This is a genomic window from Vibrio penaeicida (genome assembly GCF_030689305.1).
GTDB lineage: Bacteria > Pseudomonadota > Gammaproteobacteria > Enterobacterales > Vibrionaceae > Vibrio > Vibrio penaeicida_B.
Window position 1 is genome coordinate 144,212 of sequence record NZ_JAUYVM010000002.1, and the last position, 24,035, is coordinate 168,246.

19 protein-coding genes are annotated in these 24,035 nt (G+C 42.4%); 10 read left to right on the top strand and 9 right to left on the bottom strand.

The features are described 5' to 3' along the window. The first annotated feature begins 1 nt into the window (after nt 1). Nucleotides 2–679, top strand: coding sequence for an ABC transporter permease (locus Q8W40_RS03790; protein ID WP_305395947.1), 678 nt, complete (start codon nt 2–4; stop codon nt 677–679). Between the two features lie 117 nt (nt 680–796). Here Q8W40_RS03790 and Q8W40_RS03795 read toward each other — a convergent pair whose 3' ends face one another. Next, nucleotides 797–3,013: a hypothetical protein gene (locus Q8W40_RS03795; RefSeq protein WP_305395948.1), complete on the bottom strand. Its 2,217-nt coding sequence runs from the start codon at nt 3,011–3,013 to the stop codon at nt 797–799. Continuing rightward, nucleotides 3,000–3,158: a hypothetical protein gene (locus Q8W40_RS03800; protein ID WP_180958482.1), complete on the bottom strand. Its 159-nt coding sequence runs from the start codon at nt 3,156–3,158 to the stop codon at nt 3,000–3,002. The genes Q8W40_RS03795 and Q8W40_RS03800 overlap by 14 nt, the downstream gene beginning before the upstream one ends. A 513-nt stretch (nt 3,159–3,671) precedes the next feature. Here Q8W40_RS03800 and Q8W40_RS03805 point away from each other — a divergent pair. From Q8W40_RS03805 to fabV, 3 genes are all read left to right on the top strand, one after another. Then, on the top strand, nt 3,672–4,298 hold the full coding sequence (locus Q8W40_RS03805) for a TetR/AcrR family transcriptional regulator (RefSeq protein WP_305395949.1): 627 nt from the start codon (nt 3,672–3,674) through the stop codon (nt 4,296–4,298). A 70-nt stretch (nt 4,299–4,368) separates the two neighbouring features. Next, nucleotides 4,369–6,660: an acyl-CoA dehydrogenase gene (locus Q8W40_RS03810; RefSeq protein ID WP_305395950.1), complete on the top strand. Its 2,292-nt coding sequence runs from the start codon at nt 4,369–4,371 to the stop codon at nt 6,658–6,660. Between the two features lie 152 nt (nt 6,661–6,812). Further along, on the top strand, nt 6,813–8,015 hold the full coding sequence (fabV, locus tag Q8W40_RS03815; RefSeq protein ID WP_305395951.1) for an enoyl-ACP reductase FabV: 1,203 nt from the start codon (nt 6,813–6,815) through the stop codon (nt 8,013–8,015). 70 nt (nt 8,016–8,085) lie between these two features. On the opposite strand, the gene Q8W40_RS03820 is transcribed toward fabV, so the two are convergent. Together Q8W40_RS03820 and Q8W40_RS03825 are read right to left on the bottom strand one after the other, a co-directional pair. Then, nucleotides 8,086–9,768 (bottom strand): aspartate:alanine antiporter, encoded by a 1,683-nt coding sequence (locus Q8W40_RS03820; RefSeq protein ID WP_104400751.1) that lies wholly within the window; start codon nt 9,766–9,768, stop codon nt 8,086–8,088. Nucleotides 9,769–9,945: 177 nt separating this feature from the next. After that, entirely contained in the window at nt 9,946–10,209 is a 264-nt protein-coding gene (locus Q8W40_RS03825) for a GrxA family glutaredoxin (RefSeq protein WP_101114977.1), read from the bottom strand. 287 nt (nt 10,210–10,496) lie between these two features. Between Q8W40_RS03825 and Q8W40_RS03830 the strand changes: the two genes are divergently transcribed. Beyond that, entirely contained in the window at nt 10,497–11,801 is a 1,305-nt protein-coding gene (locus tag Q8W40_RS03830) for an iron-containing alcohol dehydrogenase (RefSeq protein WP_305395952.1), read from the top strand. A 98-nt stretch (nt 11,802–11,899) separates the two neighbouring features. Here Q8W40_RS03830 and Q8W40_RS03835 read toward each other — a convergent pair whose 3' ends face one another. From Q8W40_RS03835 to Q8W40_RS03855, 5 genes are all read right to left on the bottom strand, one after another. Continuing rightward, on the bottom strand, nt 11,900–12,754 hold the full coding sequence (locus Q8W40_RS03835) for a MurR/RpiR family transcriptional regulator (protein WP_101114979.1): 855 nt from the start codon (nt 12,752–12,754) through the stop codon (nt 11,900–11,902). Nucleotides 12,755–13,115: 361 nt separating this feature from the next. Next, on the bottom strand, nt 13,116–14,762 hold the full coding sequence (gene panP, locus Q8W40_RS03840; RefSeq protein ID WP_305395953.1) for a pyridoxal-dependent aspartate 1-decarboxylase PanP: 1,647 nt from the start codon (nt 14,760–14,762) through the stop codon (nt 13,116–13,118). Between the two features lie 126 nt (nt 14,763–14,888). Then, on the bottom strand, nt 14,889–15,401 hold the full coding sequence (locus Q8W40_RS03845; RefSeq protein ID WP_305395954.1) for a hypothetical protein: 513 nt from the start codon (nt 15,399–15,401) through the stop codon (nt 14,889–14,891). Between the two features lie 139 nt (nt 15,402–15,540). Further along, a complete protein-coding gene (locus tag Q8W40_RS03850) occupies nt 15,541–16,449 on the bottom strand; it encodes a lysine exporter LysO family protein (RefSeq protein WP_305395955.1) in 909 nt (302 codons plus the stop codon). Nucleotides 16,450–16,473: 24 nt separating this feature from the next. After that, nucleotides 16,474–17,397, bottom strand: a complete 924-nt coding sequence (locus Q8W40_RS03855; RefSeq protein ID WP_305395956.1) for an HDOD domain-containing protein — start codon at nt 17,395–17,397, stop codon at nt 16,474–16,476. Between the two features lie 417 nt (nt 17,398–17,814). On the opposite strand from Q8W40_RS03855, the gene Q8W40_RS03860 reads away from it, so the two are divergent. The 5 genes from Q8W40_RS03860 to Q8W40_RS03880 all read left to right on the top strand — a co-directional run bounded on the left by Q8W40_RS03860 (nt 17,815) and on the right by Q8W40_RS03880 (nt 24,031). Further along, nucleotides 17,815–18,402: a TfoX/Sxy family DNA transformation protein gene (locus tag Q8W40_RS03860; protein ID WP_101114984.1), complete on the top strand. Its 588-nt coding sequence runs from the start codon at nt 17,815–17,817 to the stop codon at nt 18,400–18,402. 822 nt (nt 18,403–19,224) lie between these two features. Continuing rightward, the gene (locus tag Q8W40_RS03865; RefSeq protein ID WP_305395957.1) at nt 19,225–20,247 is read left to right on the top strand and encodes an ABC transporter permease subunit; all 1,023 of its coding nucleotides are present in this window, start codon (nt 19,225–19,227) and stop codon (nt 20,245–20,247) included. A gap of 2 nt (nt 20,248–20,249) precedes the next feature. After that, nucleotides 20,250–21,293 (top strand): ABC transporter permease, encoded by a 1,044-nt coding sequence (locus Q8W40_RS03870; RefSeq protein WP_305396307.1) that lies wholly within the window; start codon nt 20,250–20,252, stop codon nt 21,291–21,293. A gap of 26 nt (nt 21,294–21,319) precedes the next feature. Then, nucleotides 21,320–23,146, top strand: a complete 1,827-nt coding sequence (locus Q8W40_RS03875) for an extracellular solute-binding protein (RefSeq protein ID WP_305395958.1) — start codon at nt 21,320–21,322, stop codon at nt 23,144–23,146. Between the two features lie 18 nt (nt 23,147–23,164). Further along, a complete protein-coding gene (locus Q8W40_RS03880; RefSeq protein WP_305395959.1) occupies nt 23,165–24,031 on the top strand; it encodes an ABC transporter ATP-binding protein in 867 nt (288 codons plus the stop codon). Nucleotides 24,032–24,035: the final 4 nt, after the last annotated feature.

The window sequence follows — 24,035 nt, forward strand, 5'->3', positions numbered from 1 at the left end:
CATGGACTTTTCATTGATAATAGAAAGTTTCCCGGTTTACTTAGAAGGTTTGTGGACCACGGTGTGGTTAGTCGGTTTGGCACTGATCATTGGGTTGACGGTTGCGATACCTTTGGCGGTAGCGCGTAATAGTGCGAATTATCTGATTAGTACGCCATCTTGGGGTTTCATTTATTTCTTTCGTGGAACCCCGCTCTTGGTTCAGCTCTATCTGATTTATTATGGAATGGATCAGTTCTTTCCGGTGAAAGATACGTTGTGGGAACACGCTTGGTTCTGTGCGCTTGTTGCGTTTGTGTTGAACACTTCGGCTTATACCGCTGAAATTATACGTGGCGCGATTAATGGGCTCCCTAAAGGGGAAGTCGAAGCCGCAAAAGCATACGGAATGAGTACTTGGAAGACATATCGGAGAATTATTTTGCCAAGTGCCTTGAGAAGAGCACTGCCAGCATACAGTAATGAAGTGATATTTATGCTTCATGGTTCGGCAGTAGCAGGCATCGTTACCATCATGGATTTGACGGGGGCAGCTAGGTTGGTGAACTCTCGTTACTACGCTCCCTTCGAATCATTTTTAACGGCTGGGCTGTTTTATATGGGGCTGACCTTCATCATTTTGGGTTGCTTCAAAGTCGCGGAGAAAAGATTTCTGGCTTACTTACGCCCGCTTTCCTAACAGCTCTTATCGAACCAAAAGTATCTGGGTATAAAACAAAAACAGAAGCATTAAAAAAAGCTCAATGCAGAGGATGAAAACCGATGCATTGAGCTTTTTGAGTTTGGGCTCATTCGTTTATTCTACGATCTCTCCTGCAATGACAGATGGCTCCCCTGATACCGTTGGCATCACCCCAATATTGGCATTACCAGAGATGGAGGTGGGCACAGGCACGGCAGGCTCCTCTAGGGTTAGTGCAGTACATTGCCCAGTCGCGTCTTGCATTTGCTGCTCGATTTCAATTGCTTTCACCACGTAGATGTCGCTAGGGCCAACAAGCGTACCATCCGCCAATGAGAACTTAGGTCGATATTGATTACCTTGCTTCTCATAGGGAATTCCCCACAAGTCGCCATTACCGCCATAGTTCAGCATGAACGTTTGCCCAGCATAGCTTCCTGCGCTACCGGAGCGGTCATTAGCATTACTGTGCGTATAACTGAACTGAATTGGTTTATCAAAGGTGACAATATTGTTTTGGCTATTACGAACAGTGGAGAGCTGGTTCCATTGGCTGATCCCTGTTTCCCACACATAATAGGTGGTCACAACGCTAGGGTCATAAATATCCCAAATGTTAGTCATGGTTGCTGCTACGTCACTTGTTACCATTGGCCCTGATCTCACACCCCAGTTGTAAGGCGAGTTATTTAACTGTTGCTTGGTAATGGATGAGTTGTATTGAACCGGCTCGCTATTACTTGTTCGCATCAATGTTAGTGTGTTACTGCCTGAGTCAGAGAATGAGAAATCAATAGCGGAAGCAACGTTGGCGACTTGTGCAGAATAAGGGCTACCTGAACCATCAAAGCTCGCTAAATCGCTCAAATCAAGCGTACCGACAGGGCATCGGTCAAAACACTTGAGGGCAACAGAACCTGATTCCAGTAAATCTCCTACCCCCACTTCGCTGCCATTAATGAAGGTTTGTTCGTAGAAAGTTAAGCTTGTACTGCCATATAAGTATTTTACTTCTCCCCCAAGTTGCTCAGACCACATGTAGATAGACTCACCTGCGGATATCGATATCAGCTGGTCGGTCACATCTGTGATTTGTTGCCCGTTATCCCCCCAGTTAAGTCCGTCGGTAATATAGAAACCATCAGTACCAACAGAGTCGTCATTGACCGTGAGATATTTCACAACCCATTGATTGTAACCAGCGCTATAAACGCTTGAATCCCAATATGAAAAAATAACGCCACGAGCATTACTTAAAGCAAGCGTTTTCACTTCATTTTTAATTAAGCGTCCTGGTGCTGTAACCAACGTGTAGTTTTGACTTGTCCCTGTACTTTCATCTTCGGCTACTAAAGTTGTCCCGTTTGGTAGTGTAGTATCACCTTCTGTCCATACTCCCCAGTACCCAACATGTCCGTAGGCATCCACTTGTGAATCATTGTTGCTGTCATAGCGGAAAGAGAATCCACTGTTTAGTGAAATGCTGGCTCCTGTCGATGCGTTAAACAAATCGTATCTATGTACGGAATCATTGAACTGGGTTCTGTCTAGACATTGCCCGGTATTACTGCCCGTTTTAAAGGGGAGGCTGTCAATGTCTGTGGCGTTTTGGATCAATACATTGTTGGAATTGAACGCCAAAGCGTATGCGCTGCCAGTATTACTGCCACGATCGGCTGAAGTAATTGCGCTACCCGTTGATCTATCGGCGCTCATTACCACACTTGCGCTTTGGACATATGTGTCAGCTCCTCGTGTACTGGACTCATATAAAGTAAACCCAATGGAGTTTTCGACGGAGTCCGAGGCAACAATTTCACCTGCACCATTTTGTGTGCCTTCCAATTGGTCGAAAAGTTCGAAATTAAATGTAAAGGCACCAAATGGATTGCTTTCGCTCGCGCCAGATGTCACTTCAGCCTTAAATTTGATGGCTTGGTCACCATCACCACCAGACATCTCTGGAATCCAGACATTAATCACGAGAGGGTCACTGTCTGACGCACGAGTAACGTTTGCCACCGCTTTTAGATAAGCGGGGGAATTAGCTGCACCTGAGGACTGCCCAGTTGATCCATCGTCTTCGTTATCAAAACATGCAGCTTCATCAGCTAAAACAAGATAGGGACCTTGATTAGCAAAATTGGTCGCTTTGAACTGAGCTGTAAAACACAAAATACTGTTTACGAGCTCAATAGGCTCTAACGCCTCAATCCACACATGTGACCTCTGGTTAGCATTTGAGTAATCGGTTCCAATATCGTCGAAAGCCGCCAACCCTGCTCCAGAGAAAAGAACGCTACTGGCGAGTAATATTTTAATTGTTTTCATTAGTCACAACCTCCAACTGTTCTGGAAGAACCAACTGAGAAGTTGGTGTTGCTTGGGATTGAGCAGCAGAACTACTACTGTCACAGCCACTTAGTCCTAAAACCATAACTAAGGTAAGTAAGCCGCCAACGATGACTTTGTTCATGTAATGTCTCCCTAATGTAAGCCTCAAAATAAAATATAGAAGACTGTCACAAGAAATCATTACAATAAATAATGTTATTTATTTTTATCAAATAAACAAAGTGTTGTGGCTGATAAATTAGTCTTGGTGTGATTATTGGATCGTGTTCGGGAGAAAAGATTGAGCTAATTATTAAATGAATTGGTGTGTGAGGTACTAGTGGGTTTTAGTGATAAAAAAAGCCCAAACCACAAGGATTTGGGCGGATACAAATAGGAGTTAATAAGAAAAAAGCAGCGTTTGTAACAAGTTACAGTGATTAAATCAGTCTAATACGGCCCTAAACTCAAAATGCTCTGCTTGTTACATTAATTAGGACTAACCAAAATTCGTTTAGTTCAAATTATTTTTAAAATTTTTTCTAGTTTCTAAAAGTGGTTACCGATGAGGTGATGGATTTGTGATGTTATCGCCTTGTTAAATAAGTTGTAGAGGAGTATATTTTCAAACAAGCGTTTAATACGAGTGATTGAAATGAGTGCAAAGAATAAAACCAAAGACAAAATCTTAGATGTTGCAGAAGCGCTCTTTGCTGAACATGGCTTTAATGATACTTCGTTAAGAACCATAACAAGTAAAGCGAACGTGAACTTAGCTTCTGTTAATTATCATTTCGGAGACAAAAAAACCTTAGTACGAGCAGTGCTCAATAGATATCTAGAGGCTTTCATGCCTGCATTGGGGGGGGCGCTTTCCGAGTTAAATCAAGCAACGGACTATTCAATGGAAGAGGTCTTCCAAACGTTAAAGCAGCCGCTTCTTTCTTTAAACACGCTTCGTCCAAACGGTGCGAGCCGATTCATGTCATTGATTGGGCGAGGGTATACCGATGTGCAGGGGCACTTGCGTTGGTTCATTACCACGCGTTATGACGAAGTACTAACTCAATTTACCTCTTCGGTTAGCAAAGCGAACCCCTCTCTGACTCCTGAAACACTTTTCTGGCGGCTACACTTCACTCTAGGAACTTGTGTATTCACCATGGCTTCAAGCCAAGCATTAGCCGAAATTGCTTTTAATGATTTTGATAAACAGGTGGACTCAGAAGCCATCATTGACCAACTCATACCCTATTTAGCGGCAGGCGTTGCCGTAAACTAAAAAACAGGTCAACAGAACCTAACCAATAAAAATAAATATCAGTTATATAAAGAAACAAAAGGACTGAAACATGAGCTCTCTAAAACAACTAAGAAGAAAATGGGTCAGTGACCCTGCGTTCAAATTCTTCAAAAAAGTGCTTCCACCACTCTCTGACACCGAGAAAGAGGCAATGGAAGCAGGCAGCGTATGGTGGGATGGCGAACTGTTTGGCGGCTCCCCAAATTGGCATATGTTGCATCAATATCCTAAACCTGAACTGACGGATGAAGAGCAAAGCTTCGTTGATAATGAATTAGAAACGTTGCTCTCGATGTTGAATGATGACCAAATCGTCAGGCACGATCGAGATCTTCCTGACGAAGTTTGGGACTATTTGAAGAAAGAGCGCTTCTTTTCATTGATTATTTCCAAAGAGTACGGTGGACGGGAGTTTTCTTCTTTAGCCAATTCAACCATTGTGACCAAAATTGCCACAAAGAGCATCAGCGCCGCAGTATGTGTGATGGTGCCAAACTCACTTGGCCCCGGAGAATTGCTTTCTCACTACGGAACACAGGAACAAAAAGACTACTGGTTGCCGCGTCTGGCTGATGGTCGTGATATTCCTTGTTTCGCTTTAACTGGCCCTGAAGCGGGCTCTGACGCAGGTGGTATACCTGATCAGGGAACAGTTTGTATGGGTGAACATGACGGTAAAGAAGTACTTGGTATTCGGCTTAGCTGGAACAAGCGTTACATTACCCTTGCACCGGTCGCGACGGTATTGGGCTTAGCCTTTAAGCTCAAAGACCCAGAAGGACTGCTTGGAGATAACCCTGATCTAGGGATTACCTGTGCGTTAATTCCAGCTGATCACCAAGGTGTTGAATTGGGTGAGCGTCACGATCCACTCGGTCTGGCGTTTATGAATGGACCGACTCGCGGAAACGATGTTTTTATTCCTATGGAATGGTTGATCGGTGGATCTGAATATGCCGGAAAGGGCTGGCGGATGCTGGTGGAATGCCTTTCTGCAGGTCGTGGTATTTCATTACCAGCCCTTGGCACATCGATAGGACATTTATCGGCGCGTACGACGGGTGCATATGCATACGTCCGTAAACAATTTGGTATGTCAATTGGTAAGTTCGAAGGTGTAGCGGAAGCCATGGGTCGCATTGGGGGGCTTACTTACCTTCTTGAAGCCACCCGCACGCTAACGACAACTTCACTGGACATGAAGGAAAAGCCAGGGATTGTTACCGCTATCGCTAAATATCACATGACAGAAATTGCGCGGGATATTCTGAACGATTCAATGGACATTCACGCAGGTCGTGCAATTCAAACAGGACCGATGAATTACCTGGCGCACCATTATTCAGGAATTCCAGTCGCGATTACGGTGGAAGGGGCGAACATTTTGACCCGCAACCTGATGATATTTGGTCAAGGTGCAACGCGATGTCATCCTTATGTATTGAAGGAAATGGAAGCGGCAGCGAATCCAGACTCCAAAGAAGGAGCGAAAGAGTTTGATGACTTGCTTTTCAAGCATATAGGCCATGCAACTAAGAATGCCTTTGGCGCTTTTGGTGCTGCCCTAACGGGTTCCAAGTTTGTTTCTGCATCTATGAGCGGCGAAACAAAAGAGTACTACCAACACATGACTCGCTTAAGCCGTGCCTTGGCTATTAGTGCAGATGTTGCCATGCTGACACTTGGTGGGGAACTCAAGAGAAAAGAGATGATTTCCGCCCGATTGGGAGATGGTCTTAGCTATTTATTCATGGGTTCAGCAGTGCTAAAGAAATACGAGGACGACGGTAGACAGCAGTCCGATTTGGATTACGTCCATTACGCCATGAACCATTGTCTTCACCATGCTGCTCAGTCGTTGCAAGAAGCGTATTCAAACTTCCCGTCTAAAGTTGCGGGTAAATTCCTTAATTTCTTGGTTTTCCCTCTGGGGAACCGATTCAAGAAAGCATCGGATGATAATGCTGTTGCGATTGCGAACAGCCTAATGACCCCTGGAGCCCACCGAGATCGCCTAACTCATCTCTGTTATGTCGGTAAAGATAACGACGATCCTGTTGGTTTAATGGAAAATGCATTCATGGCTATGTACAAAGTAAGAGGTCATGAGCGCAAGGTCATCCAAGGCATAAGAGAAGGCAAAATCGACAAGAAAGCCCCACTCAATGTTCGACTGGATCAAGCACTCGAGCATAAGATTTTGAACAAAGTCGAAGTGGACGAAATCTTAAGTGCAGACAAACTTCGCTACATGGCAATCCAAGTGGATCACTTTAGCCATGATTTGGTCGAAACGCGTACTCACAAAACGAATGAGGTTTCGCTAAATAGCGTCGCGTAAGCGTGGATTTATCCTGTATTGGAAAAGCGCTGCAGAAATGCAGCGCTTTTTTTGATCAAACAGCTCCAACCACTTTCTCATTTTGTAAGAAATTAGGTGCTAAACGGTGTGTAAACTTTTATCCTAGCAACGTTTTTTAAAGGGAAATGAATATGATCATCAAACCAAGAATTCGTGGCTTCATTTGTACCACTACACATCCAGTTGGCTGTGAAGCAAACGTAAAAGAACAAATCGAATATACGAAAGCACAAGGTCCTATCAAAAATGCCCCTAAGCGCGTGCTCGTTGTTGGTTCTTCAAGCGGTTACGGCCTATCTTCACGCATTGCCGCTGCTTTCGGTGGTGGTGCATCAACCATTGGTGTGTTTTTCGAAAAAGCAGGCACAGAGAAAAAACCAGGAACAGCCGGTTGGTATAATTCTGCTGCATTTGACAAGCTAGCGAAAGAAGAAGGCTTGTACTCAAAAAGCTTAAATGGCGACGCATTCTCAAATGAAGCAAAACAAAAGACAATTGATCTGATCAAGGAAGACCTAGGTCAGATCGATATGGTGGTTTACTCACTGGCTTCTCCAGTACGTAAGCTTCCGGATACAGGTGAAGTGATCCGCTCATCTCTAAAGCCTATCGGTGATACTTACACGTCTACAGCGGTCGATACAAACAAAGACCTAATCATTGAAGCGAGTGTTGAACCTGCTACCGAGCAGGAAATTAAAGATACCGTGACAGTCATGGGTGGTGAAGATTGGGAATTATGGATCCAAGCACTATCAGAAGCTGGCGTTTTGGCAGAAGGTTGTAAGACAGTAGCATACAGCTACATTGGTACTGAGCTAACGTGGCCTATCTACTGGGATGGCGCGCTAGGTAAAGCGAAAATGGACCTTGACCGTGCAGCGACAGCGTTAAATGACAAACTTAGCACCACAGGCGGCAGCGCAAATGTTGCTGTGCTTAAGTCGGTTGTTACTCAGGCTAGCTCCGCTATTCCTGTTATGCCTCTTTACATTGCTATGGTGTTTAAGAAGATGCGCGAAGAAGGCGTTCACGAAGGCTGTATGGAACAAATCTTCCGTATGTTCAGCGAGCGTTTATACAAAGAAGATGGTTCTGTAGCAGAAGTCGATGACAAAAACCGCTTGCGTTTGGATGACTGGGAACTGCGTGATGACATTCAAAAGTACTGCCGTGAACTTTGGCCACAAATCACATCAGATAACCTAAAAGAGCTAACTGACTACGCTGAGTACAAAGAAGAGTTCTTGAAGTTATTCGGATTTGGTTGCGAAGGTGTTGACTACGAAGCCGATGTGAATCCACTGGTAGAATTCGACGTTCAAGATATCTAACCAGTTGTAATGTATTAATGAAAAGGCGCTCTGTGAGCGCCTTTTTTATGCCTGAGTAAAAGTAATAACCCTAGGTAATGATGATCAAGAATGTACCAGCGAGAGTCATCAAGATGTTGGCGATCGCGTACGTGCCCGCATAGCCCAAAGCCGGAATCGTAGATTTAGCTTGTTCATTGACGACATCCATTGCAGGGCCACACGTTCTTGCACCGACAATAGCACCAATTAATAGTGCTCTGTTCATCTTCAGCACATAAGCGCCCACTAGATAAGCAATCATGACGGGGATTACGCTTATAAGTAAACTTACGCCTAATATCTGAGGGCCCACTTTCGACATGTAAGAAACAATACTGTCACCAGCACTTAAACCAATGCCTACCATAAAGAACATTAAACCCAAGTCTTTGACCATGTTCAAGGCACCTTGAGGAACGTAGCCAAAAGTAGGGTGGTTAGCACGTAGGAATCCCAGAGTTATCCCAGAGAGCAAAAGCCCAACAGCATTCCCTAGCCCGAAAGTCACCTGCCCAAATGTCATGGTGATTAAACCAAATAAAATACCTAGAATAAAAAAGCTACAGAATGCTAATAAGTCGGCCATTTGACTGTGGATAGAGATGAAACCGATTCGCTCAGCTAAACCCATAACGCGACTTTTTTCCCCGCTTACTTGAAGGATGTCTCCCTTAGCAAGCACGATATTCAAATCCATTGGCATTTCAATTTGCGCGCGCACTACTCGGTTTAAGAAACACCCATATTCGGAAAGATTCAAATCCGAAAGCTTTTTACCGGCAATGCTGTCGCTTTTTACAACGATTTCTTCTTCAACAATACGCAAATCCAATAGATTTCGGTCAAACACTTCTTTCCCGTTTCTGAAGCTTGGATCCAGTCGAGCATGACTGTCTGGGTAACCAACTAAAGCGATTTCGTCTCCTTGCTGTAAGATAGCGTCGCCATCTGGATGAGCTAGGATCCCATTTCGTCGAATACGCTCAATGTAGCACCCCGTTTGGCGATAAATACCCAGCTCTCTTAGGTTTTTACCGTCTGTCCAATCCACCAATTCTGTACCAACTCGGTAGGCTCGAATAATGGGCAAATATACTTTTCGCTGGGCGGAGGTATCTAGCCCTCGTTCTTGAGCAATTTGTGTGGCCGAATCATGAAGGTTTTGCCTCTGAAATTTGGGAAGTAACTTAGCCATTAAAATCATACTGGTTAATCCAACCAGATAGGCAATAGCGTATCCAACAGAGAGGTTTTCACGGACTTTATCCATTGTGATATCAGACGGTACAGTGGCTAAGCCCGTTTTCAATGCATCTTGAGCACCCACCAAAATAGGTGTAGACGTTAAAGAACCCGCCATCATTCCGGCAGAGAATCCAAAATCAAGCTCGAGATAACTGCTCACAAAGTACGTTATAGCGAGTGCGGAGCTGAGGACGGTAAGGCTCAAGATAAAATAATGCTTGCCGTCGCGAAAGAAAATACCAAAGAAGTTTGGTCCTGCTTCTATACCTACACAAAATATAAACAGCATGAAACCAATGGTTAATGCGTCGGCATTAAAGGAAAAGCCAAGATTACCCATGAGTATGGCACTAATCAATACCCCAATGGCACTGCCTAATTGCATACGACCAAATTGAATTTTGCCGATGCCTAACCCAATGGCAAGCACGACGAAGATAAGCAAAATAGGGTTTTGCTCTAATAACGTGACGATATCGATGTTCACTGCTCTTTAACTCGGAATCGCTGCGACAGAATGGAAAAGGAATGTGAAGTGTAACTGAAAGTGTCAAAGGGAATAAGGGATTTGTTCGCTTTTTCTTTATTTTTTTATTAGTTATTCAAACCTACAAAAACAGCTCGTCGAAACGAGCTGCAATTTAATAAAATCAGAGTCTTGGGATTAATCGTATAGACCCAAGTTTTCTTTTGCGTATGCTTCAAATTCGGTGAACCCACCAACGTGGTCTTGGTCAACGAAAATTTGAGGCACAGTTTCAACTGGCTTACCTACGGTTTTTTCTAGGTCAGCTTTGCTGATGCCTTCTGCATGGATATCAACGTAACGGTAGTTAAAGTCGTCACGTTCTTCTTTCAATTTATCAGCAAGGTCTTTTGCACGCACACAAAAAGGGCAACCAGGACGACCAAAAATCACTACAAACATATTCTTCTCCTTTGTTCTAATGGTGCCACTATGCCTGAATAGGCTAGGGAAATAAAGTATGGAAAACCATTTGCTTCAATAGGTACTACCTATCAATTTTTTATGGAGTACAGTTGTGATTTTCGGCAAAGATCAATTTATGCTATCGAGCTAATATGGATTGATTCGAAGGGATGTCAAAATAGGGTTTAAGCCTAATATTAATAATGGGGAGTTGAAGCAAATCAATGTTCAAGTCTGTGCGCTAGGGCACTCTGCTCAAACTATGCATTTTTTAAGGTGGTTGCATGTTTCAATTTATGACTTCGACAAAAATTGTATTTGGTGAAGGTGCGCTAGCATCGTCTCTATCGGCCATTTCTCAATACGGCTACAGTGCTCTGCTTGTTACTGGTGAAGATCGAAATCGTGCTTTACCTATCATTGAATATTTTAATTCGCAATCTATCCGTTTTCATCATGTCGCCATTTCAAGTGAGCCTTTTATTGCGATGATTGAAGAGATAGCTGTGCAAGGCAGAAAGTTTCGCCCAGAAATGGTGATAGCGATTGGTGGCGGCAGCGTAATTGATACTGGGAAAGCTCTGGCAGCCATTATTCCAAACCAAGGTAATCTTTACGATTACGTTGAAGTGGTAGGTCGAGATGTTCCTTTGAAATCAAAACCGATTCCTTTTATTGCCATCCCTACAACCGCTAGTACTGGTGCAGAAGTGACCAAGAATGCGGTGCTTCGCTCTGGGCAAGATAGAGTAAAAGTGAGTTTACGAAGCCCTGATATGCTGCCAGATCTTGCCATTATAGATCCTGAACTCACGTATGGGACCGAGCCACAAACCTCAGGAAGAGGCGCGATGGATGCTTTTACCCATTTAATGGAAGCATACGTGTGTGGCGATCCGAATCCGCTCACGGATATGATTTGTGAAGAGGGGCTACGCAGACTTTCAGGCGCGATTTTGCCTGCGTGCTTAGATGACCACCCTGAAGCGCGCTCCGACATTTCTTTTGCAGCAATGTTGGGTGGGATGGCAACCACCAATGCCAAGTTGGGTGCCGCCCATGGATTAGCATTTGCCCTAGGTGGAAAACTAAAAGCTCCTCATAGCGTGATCACTGCGCAATTAGCGCCCTACGTTATGCTGGAAAACATTCATGCGGCGGAACAGCTTGGGCGAGAAGATATATTATCCCGCTACAAAAAAATTGCTCAGATCATAACAGCACAAGATGATGCGCATGTAGAAGACAGCGTGATTTGGGTACGTGCGATGCTCGACAAGCTGAAACTGCCTAAACTTTCTACTTTTGGAGTTTGTAACACCTCATTTGAGCAAGTGGCGGAAGACGCGCTGCGCACCGTTGCAATTAAAGGTAATCCAATACCGCTTAATTACGATCGGCTGATCTATATATTGTCAAAAGTATGCCCATGTACGGGAGCGATTCCTCACCCTATAACCCGGACCTCTGAGCAATATCGTGTTTCAAAAACAGGTCTGGTTTCACAAACAGATCGGGCTTCACAAACAGAAAGCATGGAAGCGTTTGGTCAACGAACCTTAGATAATGATTTTGAAAAGGAAGAATAAAAAACGGAGCCATAAGGCTCCGTATTAAATAGATCGATATATAGTTGTCACCAAATAGATAACTGCCACTGCCTTTGGTTTAGCAGATCAGTTTAGGCTCAGTATTGCGCTATTTTGTCGTAACGTGAATCTTTCAGTGCATCTTTGACGCGCTTTAAGTTTTCTCTAAACCCAGAACCGCGACGTAGCGTAAAGCCTGTAGCGAGAACATCGATAACCGTCATTTGAACAACACGGCTTGCCATTGGCATATAAACATCCGTATCTTCTGGCACGTCCAATGAAATAGACAGTGATGAAGCGCGATCAAGTGGCGAATCTTTTGCTGTAACTGCTATAACGGTTGCGCCATTTTCTCGGGCGAGGTTGGCAATTTCAACCAAACTCTTTGTTCGACCAGTATGAGAAATCAGAACGATAACGTCGTTGTCTGTGCAGTTGATGCAGCTCATACGCTGCATCACAATGTCTTCAAAGCAACTGATTGGGATGTTAAAGCGGATGAATTTGTTTTGTGCATCTTTGGCAACAGCAGAGGATGCCCCCAAACCAAAGAACGAGATACGTTTAGCTTGAGTAAGAAGATCTACGGCTCGGTTAACTTGCATTGAGTCGATGCTATTTTTGGCAACATCCAAGCACGCCATAGTCGATTCAAAAATCTTATGAGTGTAAGCATCGGGTCCGTCGTCTTCTTCGACGTTCCTGTTTACATAAGGCGTACCATTCGCCAAACTTTGAGCTAAATGAAGTTTAAAATCTGGGAAACCTTTGGTATCCAGACGACGACAGAATCGGTTAACGGTTGGTTCACTAACGTCTGCCATTTTCGCAAGCGTGGCAATACTAGAGTGTATGGCGGTTTGAGGAGATGCCATGATCACTTCGGCAACTTTACGTTCAGACTTGCTGAAGTTCTCCAAATTTTTCTGTATTTTTTCTAATGTATTCATCGCGTTCACAAAGGTATAGAGAACATCTTCATTGACTCGATCTTTTCATTTATTCTGTAAAATGGGACCCACAAGGAGCGAGTCAGAATGATCGATGATGGTCAATGGCTTATACAGACGAGTATAAACTAAGGTGGTCTGTTGGTTGACTAAAAGACCCGCAATTTGGGAATTAAATGTCTATAATATGACAAGCCTCAAACTTAATTTCAGTTCCGAAATCCAATTGTTGGAGAAATCGCTCAAATAGCGCTATTTGCGCCTATTTTACTGTGATCAATTTTCAATGGTGGAAAGAAAATTTCATTTTTGTAAATTTCAAAAATATGTGTGTAGAGTTGCGTATTTTTTCAGTGCTGAGCTATTTGTCCAATATTTTCTTAGAAAGCTCAGTCACTTGAGTCATCAATTTCGGCAACTCAGCCGTAATTTCTCGTTGTTCTTGAAGAACCGATTGGAGTATGTCTTCAGTAGTCAGTGGGTTGGCGAGTACAACGCGAAATACGATGGTATGCCTAAAGCCCCATTTTTCAGGGTTCAATCGGGTTCGAGAAACGAATGTTTTACCTGTTTCCCGTTGCTTCTTCTGAATTTGTTTCGTTAACGCATTTAATGCTTCATGCAATTCGTCTAATTGTTCGTCGCTCGCAATTTCAAGGGCTTGCTTTGTCACTACCGGAATATATCGATATGTGAGTAAGCAAAGTTCAGGTTCAGTCACCAGCTCAAAGTCGGGTTGTTTGGAAACGAGAGAAGCAAAATATTTTGCCTTATCGATACTCTGATCGATAAGTAATTCATAACCAGGTCGGCTGATAATATGCATGCTTGAATAAACCAGCATTGCCATTCCTGAACGCGATCCTTCTAATGTATGGCTGCCTAAATCCTTCGAACCCTTACGCAAAATATACTGGGCATGATGCTCAATGGCAGTCATGGCACTCGGATCTTTGAAGAGCACCATTCCCGCACCCATAGGGATGTATAGCTGTTTATGAGCGTCAATTGTTACGGAATCCGCTAGCTCGATGCCTTTGAGTAAATGACGGTGGTTATTAGACATTAATGTTGCACCACCCCAAGCTGCATCGACATGGAAGTGGCAACCGTGTGCTTGGCTGATTCGAGCGATATCTTCTAATGGATCGATGTTGCCTGTTTCCGTAGTCCCAGCGACTCCTACAATGGCGAAAGGCTTAATATTGCGTTGCTTTAGGTCGGAAATTTTTAGTTCTAGATCATTCGGGCAAAGTTTGTTTTGGTTGTCGGTTTTAACAGAAACCAAGCAATCTCTTCCTAAGCCAAGTACATCTGCGGCTTTATTTAAGGAGTAATGACCACGTTCGGATACCAAAATAGCTAAACCGTCATAGCCATAATGCTTCATGGCTTTGAAAAGACCTTCTTTTTCTACACCTGTAAACTCACCGTCTGCTTTAAGAGCGTTATTTCTCGCAACCCATAGTGCCGTGATATTTGCGATGGTTCCACCAGAGCAAAAAGCACCAAGCGAATGGTTCGCGCTGTGCATCCATTTCTGATAGAAATCGGGCGTTTCTTGGTAAATTAACCCGTGAAGCATTCCGAGCACTTGGCGTTCAAGCGGGGTAAATGCTTTCGACGTTTCAATTTTTACCAAGTTCTGATTTAACGCAATCATGATTTTTGAAAGCGGCATCAGGAAGTAAGGGAGTGCCGAGGTCATGTGACCAATAAAGCTTGGCGCTGAAGTGTGAACTGATTGAGAAACTAAATTGTCCAGTAAGCTTTGCGTGTGTTCAGATACAAACTGAGGCTGTTCGGGCAAATAGGGGTTAGAGAATTGCTTTTCAATGTCGGCCAAAGGCTTTTCTTCAGCAACGATATGTTCTCGCAAAAACTGGTTTAAGTTTTGCGATAACTTATTCTCGATATGACCAAGTGTTGAATCTGGTGCTTCCGGCACAGTAAATATTTTCAGCAAACTTTCAAAGCTTACATCTGCTGTCTTATTCTCAGATACCATAACCTTATTTACTTATATTTCTACGTTTGCAAGCGGGTCAATCTAAACGAAAACGGGCACAAAGTCCCGTCTTAATTATTACCGTTTTGCATGTTTGCCGAAACTTTAACCTGACGTGCCAGTGCGTTACTGGCAGCGTTCCTGTTCTAGCTTACTGATGCTTTGGTTGTACTTGTTCAAAGCGCTGTCGATCTTCTTGGGATGACTCAGGAGTTCAGCAAAGGCGGTTCTTAATTCGTAGTTTTGGGAATGTGGTTGAGATTGACGATCATCGAAGGTGACTTTAGCGAGTTGACCAAGTTTATCGCTTCTGGATGCGAGAACTTTGATTTCTTTTTGCTCAAGTTTTAACCATGCCTCAACTGATCGTTCTGTGGAAACTTTGCTAGGGTCGTTGCTCAAATAGTAATGCACAGCTTCTCTATTGAGCTCGAAGTGATTCTTTCGTCCGTTCAAAAACCATTGACCAACATCGGTGAGTGCAGGGTTATCTTGAATAGTAAAAGAGACGAGGTCTTCATACCAAGTCAAAGAAGCATCAACATAATTGTCGTATTTCTTTTCTAAGCACAATGCTTGATCCGCATGCACAAAGTTTGATGAGCTAGCTAAAAGTAGGGCGAAGGCAAAACGTTTCATTGCGAGTTCCTTTAGAGTCAGACTTCAGGCTATTTGGGTTTGTTAAATTATTGATGCCTGAATAACCTTATTTTAATCGTTGATTTGGTGGAGGTAAACGTTTCATCTCTAACTCTTTGAGATATTAGACGCTGTTAGCTTATGTTCCACTTAAAGATACAAAAAATAGCATTAGGACTGGAACCAACAAACTCAAGATAAACCCACTCACTATCGCAATGGGAACACACCGTATTCCACCAGTTGATTGTATTATCGGAAGAGTAAAATCCATTGCAGTTGCCCCTGCATAGCCAATTGAGGTACATGGGAATCTTTGAATTAACATTGGTATTAAGGCAAGTGCTACAAGTTCACGTGCAAGTTCCAGTATAAATGAAGCGCCACCATATACAGGACCATATGCGTCGCCCATTAAAATACCAGCTAATGAATACCAGCCAAACCCCGAAGCCATCGCCATGCCTTGGAAAGGGTCGATTTCTAGCAATAGTGATGTGATGTAGCCACCAAATAGAGATGTTGAGATTATAGCTGATGCGATCAGCATGCCGTGCTTATTAATCAAGATTTGCTTTAGGGTTAATCCACTATTTCTTAGTTGAATTCCAATGAAGAGTAAAAGAAATAGAAGAACGGCTTCGCTCGTTTGATCAACCCATTGAAGAGAGAAGAGGGATAATAAGCCAATAGCCAAGCCTAAAGATACGACGAGTACTAATTTGACTGATTCCATCATCATCTTGTGGAATGGCAACTTAGTAGCTGTGCTTTCGGTTTGCACAGGGAAATACTTATCTAGAATGGGCAGGACTAGCAGGTTAGCAAGTCCAATAACAAAGAAAAAGGTCATTGCTATTTTAAGAATGAGTTGGAGGTTACTAGAAAGATTATCCAGTGCCGCGAGACTCAAGCCCATCAAAAATAGAATAAAATAGATTAAGTAGTGCGTGATTCGGTTGACGTAATCCAAATAAGATTTATTGGTGAAAGGAAGGAGGTAACCAATCACCAAAGGCGTGAATATCAGAATCATCCCTGAATACATAAAATCCTCAAAATATCAGAGAGATTAGAACCCAGTTGAATTCATTATCTTTTTAATTTCATTTTCGAATTCAGAGTCCGATAGATTACTCAATTCATAGAGCACTTCCGCGCCATCAACATCGAATTCAACTTCGTGTTCGTCAATCTCATCATCTTCATCACGGAACATTAGGAGATGGTTCGCTATTCGGGCAACATCCAAGTAGGTGACTGGATGCGCTTGTTCTTCTACCGATTTATTCGTCGCGACTTCAATAAAGTCTCGATCAAATCCCCAACTTTTTAGTACAAGTTGGCTGGTAACAGCACAGCGAGACTGGAAAATTTGAAGTGCTATGTCGTAATCAAGGTAATTTCCTCGATCAAGGTATAGGTGGTATTCGTTAACAAGACAGAAAACACCAATGTCGGCCAGTAGACCGCTGAGAAGCGCTTTCTCTATTTCCATGTATTCGTACTTTTCACCGTCTTCTGTCGCTTGGAATGAACGAACAACAAGAACCATCGTTGCCGCTAACCTACGAGATACCGATGCGCTATTTGTTAATACATGATTGCATTCTTTATTAAGGTTAACCGAATTCTTTAACTGTTCGATTGCCTGCGCTGTCACTATATCTCGAACGCGAAGGATGCCTAATCGAGAAACCGCAGTTTGCAAATCAGTACAGGTAATATTTCTGCGATTAAAAACCACAGAATTAGCGACTCGAATAACCACAGCGGTAAGGCTTGGATCTTCCATAAGACACTCAGCAATATCTGGAATACCAGTGGTATCCATTGTACAAAGTTGCTGGATCTTTAAGACAGCGTCTGGAATTGGCGGAAGACTGATCTTGCCAGTATTTATGGATTGCTCTACTAATTGAGCAAATTCGGACTCAAGCCCTTGGAGCAGTAACTGGTTGTTATGAGGTAACCAGTAAAATGATAAATGATTCATTTGGGTACTTAGAACAGTCTAATATGGGCTCCATTTTAGCGCGCTATCTATAGGTCGCGCAACAAAACGCACAAGAAAAAAAGTCCAGCATTTCAGTACATAAAGGCTCAATAAACCGAGCGTTTACGACATTTTAACTGTGATTAATTACCTCTGTTACATAAAGATGTGATTAGTATTCACTTTTTTGCTTATTGATACAGAGTTACTGTGAGCAATATCTTAACTTATTTCATTCAGTTAAGTATGCGGTTTCATAAAGGTAAATTTCATCATAAACTTCGAGTCACATTTCTAATTTTGAAGTGTTTTTTGTAACCGTATATTTGGTTGCATCTCTAAAGTCGATATTTATTTAATATTCGGCGCTTGTGTATTGATCGGGGGGTTAACACATAAGTTTGGAGGTTACAGAACATGAAGGAATCAATGTTCTATGATTTTGTTGATCAGTTTGGTAGTTATCAAAAACGATCAATGTTCGGTGGAATTGGCTTATTCAACGAAGGAGCGATGTACGCACTAATTACTAATGAAACAATTTTTATTCGAGGCGGTGGAAACCTAGATAAGAAATTGGTAGAGCTTGGATGTGAAAAATATAAGCATGTTAAAAAGCAAACAACAGCTATTGTTAACTATTACGACATTACTGATTTGTTTGACGCCATGCACGAGGAGCTAGAAAGCATCGTTCGAGCATCTATAAATTTCTCTAAACAGCAAAGAGCTTTTCAAAAGTCTAAAGACAGTAGAAGATTGCGTGATCTCCCAAACATGCAATTAACCTTAGAAAGAATGGTGAAAAAATCCGGTGTAGAAGATGTCAGTACTTTTATGCGGTTAGGTCCTGTTGATGTATTTAGACGTGTTAAGCAAACATATGGCGGCGAAGTGGATATTCGTTTGTTATGGAAATTTGCTGGTGCAGTAAAAGGTTGTCACTGGAAACTGATTCAAGAGCAGCAAAAGGATGAATTGCTTGCATTGTGTCAGGAAGCGTAAAAATTGAATTAGCAAAAAGGCTCGCACTAGCGAGCCTTTTTTAATATTTGTGTAACTGTCAGGTGTCTAATTGATAGTTATGTAGGTATTGAAAGTGCGAGGATTAAAAAGAGTACATTAAGAAAAGTGACAATTGAGGGTTCTGTTAATAGTGGTGTCGGGTCACTAGTTAATATCAACCATTAGCTCTATGCGATTATTCACCGCTTTATATTAAGAGAATATTATTCAAACAAACCTACATATACTTATTTCTGTTTATTATGTCAATAGGGTCTTAATAAGTGAGCCGGATTTTTAACTTTGATGTCTGGCTCTAATAGAGTAGGTATTAATAGGGGTAAGTATCACTTATGAGATCTATATTGGGTTTTAATTCTCCATATTTACAAATAGACATATTTACAAATGAAATGACACGAATGAAGTATAGTTCTCGTATCGAAGTTGTTAACTGTTTTTCTTTGTTAGTTTGGTGTTAAAATTTGATTATAACCAATTGTTTAATTGTTAAAGCTATTTTTTTGCTAATCATCAGACGATATGTCTTTAGTTTTTCTTTAGCTTAGGGAAACGTTTGCTGTAATCAGGAATTTGATACCGCGTATCATATAAGGAACACATAAATATAATGGAATAAGGTAGTTTCAGATCTAGTCTGACAAGAACCGTCTAAGATAGTTCAGTCTCGCTAAATTTGAAGCGGTACTGGGACAATGATGTTCAATCCAGCTCCGCCTAACTTCATGGCACTATGAATACTATAGTACGTGAATGACATTTTTATGGCGGAGAAGCAAAAGACTCGGAGAAGGTCGGTACGTGTTATCTTATTTTTTACGCCGCTTAGGGCTTGTTATTCCAACATTTTTAGGAATAACCATTTTAATTTTCGCCATTACTCGGTTTGTCCCTGGTGGACCAGTTGAGCGAATGCTCGCAAACATGCAGCCACAAGGAGACAGCGCGTCAACATCGGTGGCGGGTGACAGTTCTGCCTTATCAGAAGACCAAATGGCAGAATTAAACGCATTCTATGGATTAGACAAACCTGTACTTGAAGCCTACGTTGACTGGCTAAGTAAACTTGTTGTTCTAGATTTTGGAGAATCAACTCGTTACTACGAACCTGTAACCGATATGATCGCTGAGAGATTGCCTGTTTCTCTGTTTTACGGCGGTATGACCTTCTTCATCAGTTATTTCATATCCATCCCATTGGGTTATTACAAAGCCCTCAAGCACGGCAGTGTGTTTGATTCATCTTCTTCGATTCTTATTTTTCTAGGGTATGCATTACCAGGATACGTCGTGGGCGTACTGCTTATTACGTGGTTTAGCTATAACCTAGAGTGGTTTCCTATGGGAGGCTTTGTAGGGGATGATTTTGACGATTATGAAACGGTCTACGAACGCGTCAAAGACATTATGTGGCATGCAATTTTACCTCTAATTTGTTATCTAATTGGTGACTTCGCAACCCTCACTATGACCATGAAAAATAACCTCATGGAAAACCTATCCTCAGATTACATTCGTACTGCTATAGCCAAAGGCTTACCGTTTCAAAAAGCAGTAAGAAAGCACGCGTTACGCAATAGTTTGATTCCAATTGCTAGTCATTTTGGCAACTCCTTATTGTTCTTTATGTCTGGGTCTTTCTTAATAGAAGTAATTTTCAATATTGATGGCATTGGTTTACTTGGATATGAATCCATCATGGAGCGAGATTACCCAGTTGTTATGGGGATAGTCGCCATTAATGCCTTAATGCTTTTAGTCGGCAATATTGTGTCTGATATTTGTGTTGCGCTGGTCGATCCACGTGTGAAGTTTGGAGCGTGATGATGTTGAATTTAACGCCTTTAACAAGAAAGAAAGTCAAACGTTTTAAAGAGATTAAACGTGGCTACTGGTCTTTCCTAATCTTATCTGTACTGCTTGTTGCGTCTCTATTTGCAGAAGTTTTTGTAAATAGCAAAGCACTGGTTGTTAAGTATCAGGGTGAATGGTTTTTCCCAGTAGTGAGTGATGTTCACCTTGCAGAAACCTTTGGGCAGACACATTCAGGTGAAGCCAATTACCGTGAGTTAGCTAAGTCTTTTGCAACGACCGATACTGATGATTTTATTTTAATGCCAATTGTTCCTTGGAACCCGTATGAACAAGATTTTAGTGGCGATTTTCCTCCAACGTCTCCTAACGCAGAAACTCAGCACTACTTAGGAACAGATGTTATTGGACGCGATATTCTAGCTCGACTTGTTTATGGCTTTAGAATTGCGATGGGTTTTGCATTACTCACCATGGCTATCTCGTACGCGATAGGTACCGCTGTTGGCTGTGCAATGGGCTTTTTTGGCGGAAAGTTTGATCTTTTTGTTCAGCGTCTTATCGAAGTTTGGTCAATGGTCCCGTTCCTTTACGTCATTATGATTTTGGTATCGATCACTCAGCCCACTTTCACGCTGTTTGTTGCCATAAATGTTCTCTTTAGTTGGATGGGTTTGACTTGGTATATGCGAACCATGACTTACAAAGAGTCGGCTCGTGAATACGTAATGGCTGCACGAGCATTGGGTGCTAGCACTTCAAGAATTCTGTTTAAGCACATTTTGCCCAATACAATGGTTATGATCGTGACACTTGCTCCGTTTACCATTGCTGCCAACATTACCGCTCTTACTGCATTGGATTATTTAGGATTGGGTCTACGTCCACCAACGCCAAGCTGGGGCGAGTTGTTACAACAAGGCAAATCTAACTTGGACTCACCATGGATTGTGTCTTCGGTAGTTGTAGCAATCGTATCTGTACTTATTATGGTTACCTTCATTGGTGAAGCGATACGTGCAGCCTTTGATCCAAAGAAATTTACTCGTTACGTATAACTAGAATAATCAAATAGGGAATGTTTATGAAAAAGATAGTCATAGCTGCGTTGCTTTCTGCAACAGGATTTGCAGCTCAAGCAGCTTCGTTACCGGAAGGGTTAAACTGGGAAACAAATTGGGATGAACCTTTGATTGGTTCAGAAGAAGCCAAGCGTGGTGGAACCTACAGAACACATCTCCTCAGCTTTCCACAAACCTTGCGTAGTGTCGGTCCCGACTCGAATTCAGGACTACGTTCGTACTTTCTAGACAGCGTTCCATCACTGGTTGGTCAACACCCTGATACTTTAGAGTGGATTCCTGACTTAGCAAATGAGTGGGCATTTGCTGGTGATAATAAAACGGTTTATTTCAAATTGAACCCAGAGGCTGAGTGGTCTGATGGTGAAAAGGTAACGGCAGACGATTTTGTTTTTATCTTAAAGTTCTTCCGCTCAAAAGATATTGTTGCGCCTTGGTATAATACTTACTACACAGAGCAAATTGCTGATGTCGTTAAGATTGACGAACACACAATCGCTGCGGTATCTGCCATAGAAAAAAATCCAGATGAACTACTACGTATGCTTGGTAGCCTTCGGCCAAGACCCGAGCATTTTTACAAGCCATCCAAAGATGAAAACGGCGATGGAATTGACGATAACTTTGTTCGTAAGTACAACTTTAAAAGTGAACCAACGACTTACGCATATTATCTAGACAAAGTGAAAAAAGGGAAAAGCCTAACCTTTAAACATGTCGGCGACGACTGGTGGGGATACAGCAATCAGTATTACAAAAATCGTTTCAATGTAGAGAAAATCCGCTTCAAAGTGATTCGTGATAACGATATTGCCCGCAAACATTTTGAAAAAGGAAACTTAGACGCGTTTAGTGTCATCCTTCCTGGAATTTGGCACGAAAAAACCAATACGGAACCTTACCAAAAAGGTTATATACACCGCTTTTGGGGCTTTAATGAAAGACCTCAAGGAGCTGGCGGCGTTTGGATTAACTCCTCTAAGGCTCATTTGAATGATATCAATCTTCGTCAGGGCATTATGCATGCTACTGATTACGATGGAATGATCGATAAAATTACTCGTGGCGACTACTCTCGTAAGCCGCACGCAATGGGCTTTGGTCATGGCAAATACGATATGCCAAACCCTGTTCCACCTACGTTTGATCCAGAGTTAGCAGGTGAGTTCTTTGCTAAAGCTGGGTTCGACAAAATGGGGGCTGATGGTATTAGAGTTAACGCAAAAGGAGATCGACTGAGTTTTGCTATTACTTATGGCTACAACTCTTGGACCCCTCGAATTGCATTTCTTAGAGAACAAGGAAAGAAAGCTGGAATTGATTTTTCATTGAATCTGGTAGACGGCTCATCCGCATTTAAATTTATTTTAGAGAAAAAGCATGAACTCGCTTTCCTTAATATGGGCGGACGTGAAGTTCCAGCGTATTGGGAATACTTCCATTCTGCTAATGCTAACAAAGCTCAAACCAATAACCATACAAACTTTAGCTCACCGGAGCTAGATGCGCTGATCATGCAGTATAGACAAGAATTTAATGTAGAGAAAAAGCATAAGCTCTCTCATCAAATTCAACAGAAAATTACAGAAGCTCATGTAATCGTCCCTGGGTACATGGTGCCTTATACTCGTGAAGCTCACTGGCGTTACCTGAAATACCCAGCGCAAGCAATGAGTCGTTTTACTGACAGCATTTTCCCAATTGATCGTGTTGTAGGTCTTCACACGTTCTGGATTGATGAAGAAGAAAAGAAAGCAACGAAGAAAGCAGTAAAAAGCGGAAAAACATTCGAACCAGTAACGGTTATGGATACGCGTTACAAGCTTTAGTCAGTCAGGAGTAGTGGTATGTCTGCGGAAACAATATTAAGTGTCAGGGACCTAGAAACAGAATTTACGACCGACGATGGCGTAGTGAAAATTCTGCATGGGGTCAACTTTGATGTAAAAGCTGGTAGAACCTTAGGTATCGTTGGCGAATCAGGGTGTGGAAAGAGCGTCACGTCCATGTCCATCATGGGGCTTCTCCCAAAGCCTTATGGTCGGGTTACTAAAGGTGAAATATTGTACCGCGGAACCGATCTTGTCACTCTTCCACCTGAAGAAATGTACAAAATGCGCGGTGATAATATTTCGATCATTTTTCAAGATCCAATGACCGCGCTAAACCCTGTACATACGATAGGTAGGCAGTTGAACGAAGTTCTGGAGTTGCATCGTCCAGAACTCTCTAGAGCGGAAAGGAATGCATACTCGCTTGAAATGCTTGAAAAAGTACGTATTCCAATGCCTGAAAAAAGGTTAAACGAATACCCGCATAATCTATCTGGTGGAATGAGGCAACGTGTCATGATTGCAATGGCATTGGCTTGTAAGCCTGATATTTTGATCTGCGATGAGCCAACCACTGCACTTGATGTGACGGTTCAAGCTTCAATTCTTGATCTTATGCGTGAGCTTCAAGAAGAGACGGGAATGGCGATGATATTCATTACTCATGATCTTGGTGTTGTTGCGGAAATATGCGATGACGTAGCAGTAATGTATGGTGGTAAAGTTGTCGAATATGCTGATGTATTCGATTTATTCGACAACCCTCAACATCCTTACACAGAAAGGTTGATGGGTCTTATGCCAAGCTTAGATGATGAGCCAAAGCAACCCATTGAAATTAAACCAATAGATGTTAACGCATTTCCCGAGTTTAGAGGCTAATGGC

Excerpts from the sequence above, each read along its gene's own strand:
- Q8W40_RS03790 (WP_305395947.1), top strand. The coding sequence starts at position 2 with ATGGACTTTTCATTGATAATAGAAAGTTTCCCGGTTTACTTAGAAGGT.
- Q8W40_RS03795 (WP_305395948.1), bottom strand. The coding sequence starts at position 3,013 with ATGAAAACAATTAAAATATTACTCGCCAGTAGCGTTCTTTTCTCTGGA.
- Q8W40_RS03800 (WP_180958482.1), bottom strand. The coding sequence starts at position 3,158 with ATGAACAAAGTCATCGTTGGCGGCTTACTTACCTTAGTTATGGTTTTA.
- Q8W40_RS03805 (WP_305395949.1), top strand. The coding sequence starts at position 3,672 with ATGAGTGCAAAGAATAAAACCAAAGACAAAATCTTAGATGTTGCAGAA.
- Q8W40_RS03810 (WP_305395950.1), top strand. The coding sequence starts at position 4,369 with ATGAGCTCTCTAAAACAACTAAGAAGAAAATGGGTCAGTGACCCTGCG.
- fabV (WP_305395951.1), top strand. The coding sequence starts at position 6,813 with ATGATCATCAAACCAAGAATTCGTGGCTTCATTTGTACCACTACACAT.
- Q8W40_RS03825 (WP_101114977.1), bottom strand. The coding sequence starts at position 10,209 with ATGTTTGTAGTGATTTTTGGTCGTCCTGGTTGCCCTTTTTGTGTGCGT.
- Q8W40_RS03830 (WP_305395952.1), top strand. The coding sequence starts at position 10,497 with ATGTTTCAATTTATGACTTCGACAAAAATTGTATTTGGTGAAGGTGCG.
- Q8W40_RS03835 (WP_101114979.1), bottom strand. The coding sequence starts at position 12,754 with ATGAATACATTAGAAAAAATACAGAAAAATTTGGAGAACTTCAGCAAG.
- panP (WP_305395953.1), bottom strand. The coding sequence starts at position 14,762 with ATGGTATCTGAGAATAAGACAGCAGATGTAAGCTTTGAAAGTTTGCTG.
- Q8W40_RS03845 (WP_305395954.1), bottom strand. The coding sequence starts at position 15,401 with ATGAAACGTTTTGCCTTCGCCCTACTTTTAGCTAGCTCATCAAACTTT.
- Q8W40_RS03850 (WP_305395955.1), bottom strand. The coding sequence starts at position 16,449 with ATGTATTCAGGGATGATTCTGATATTCACGCCTTTGGTGATTGGTTAC.
- Q8W40_RS03855 (WP_305395956.1), bottom strand. The coding sequence starts at position 17,397 with ATGAATCATTTATCATTTTACTGGTTACCTCATAACAACCAGTTACTG.
- Q8W40_RS03860 (WP_101114984.1), top strand. The coding sequence starts at position 17,815 with ATGAAGGAATCAATGTTCTATGATTTTGTTGATCAGTTTGGTAGTTAT.
- Q8W40_RS03870 (WP_305396307.1), top strand. The coding sequence starts at position 20,250 with ATGTTGAATTTAACGCCTTTAACAAGAAAGAAAGTCAAACGTTTTAAA.
- Q8W40_RS03875 (WP_305395958.1), top strand. The coding sequence starts at position 21,320 with ATGAAAAAGATAGTCATAGCTGCGTTGCTTTCTGCAACAGGATTTGCA.
- Q8W40_RS03880 (WP_305395959.1), top strand. The coding sequence starts at position 23,165 with ATGTCTGCGGAAACAATATTAAGTGTCAGGGACCTAGAAACAGAATTT.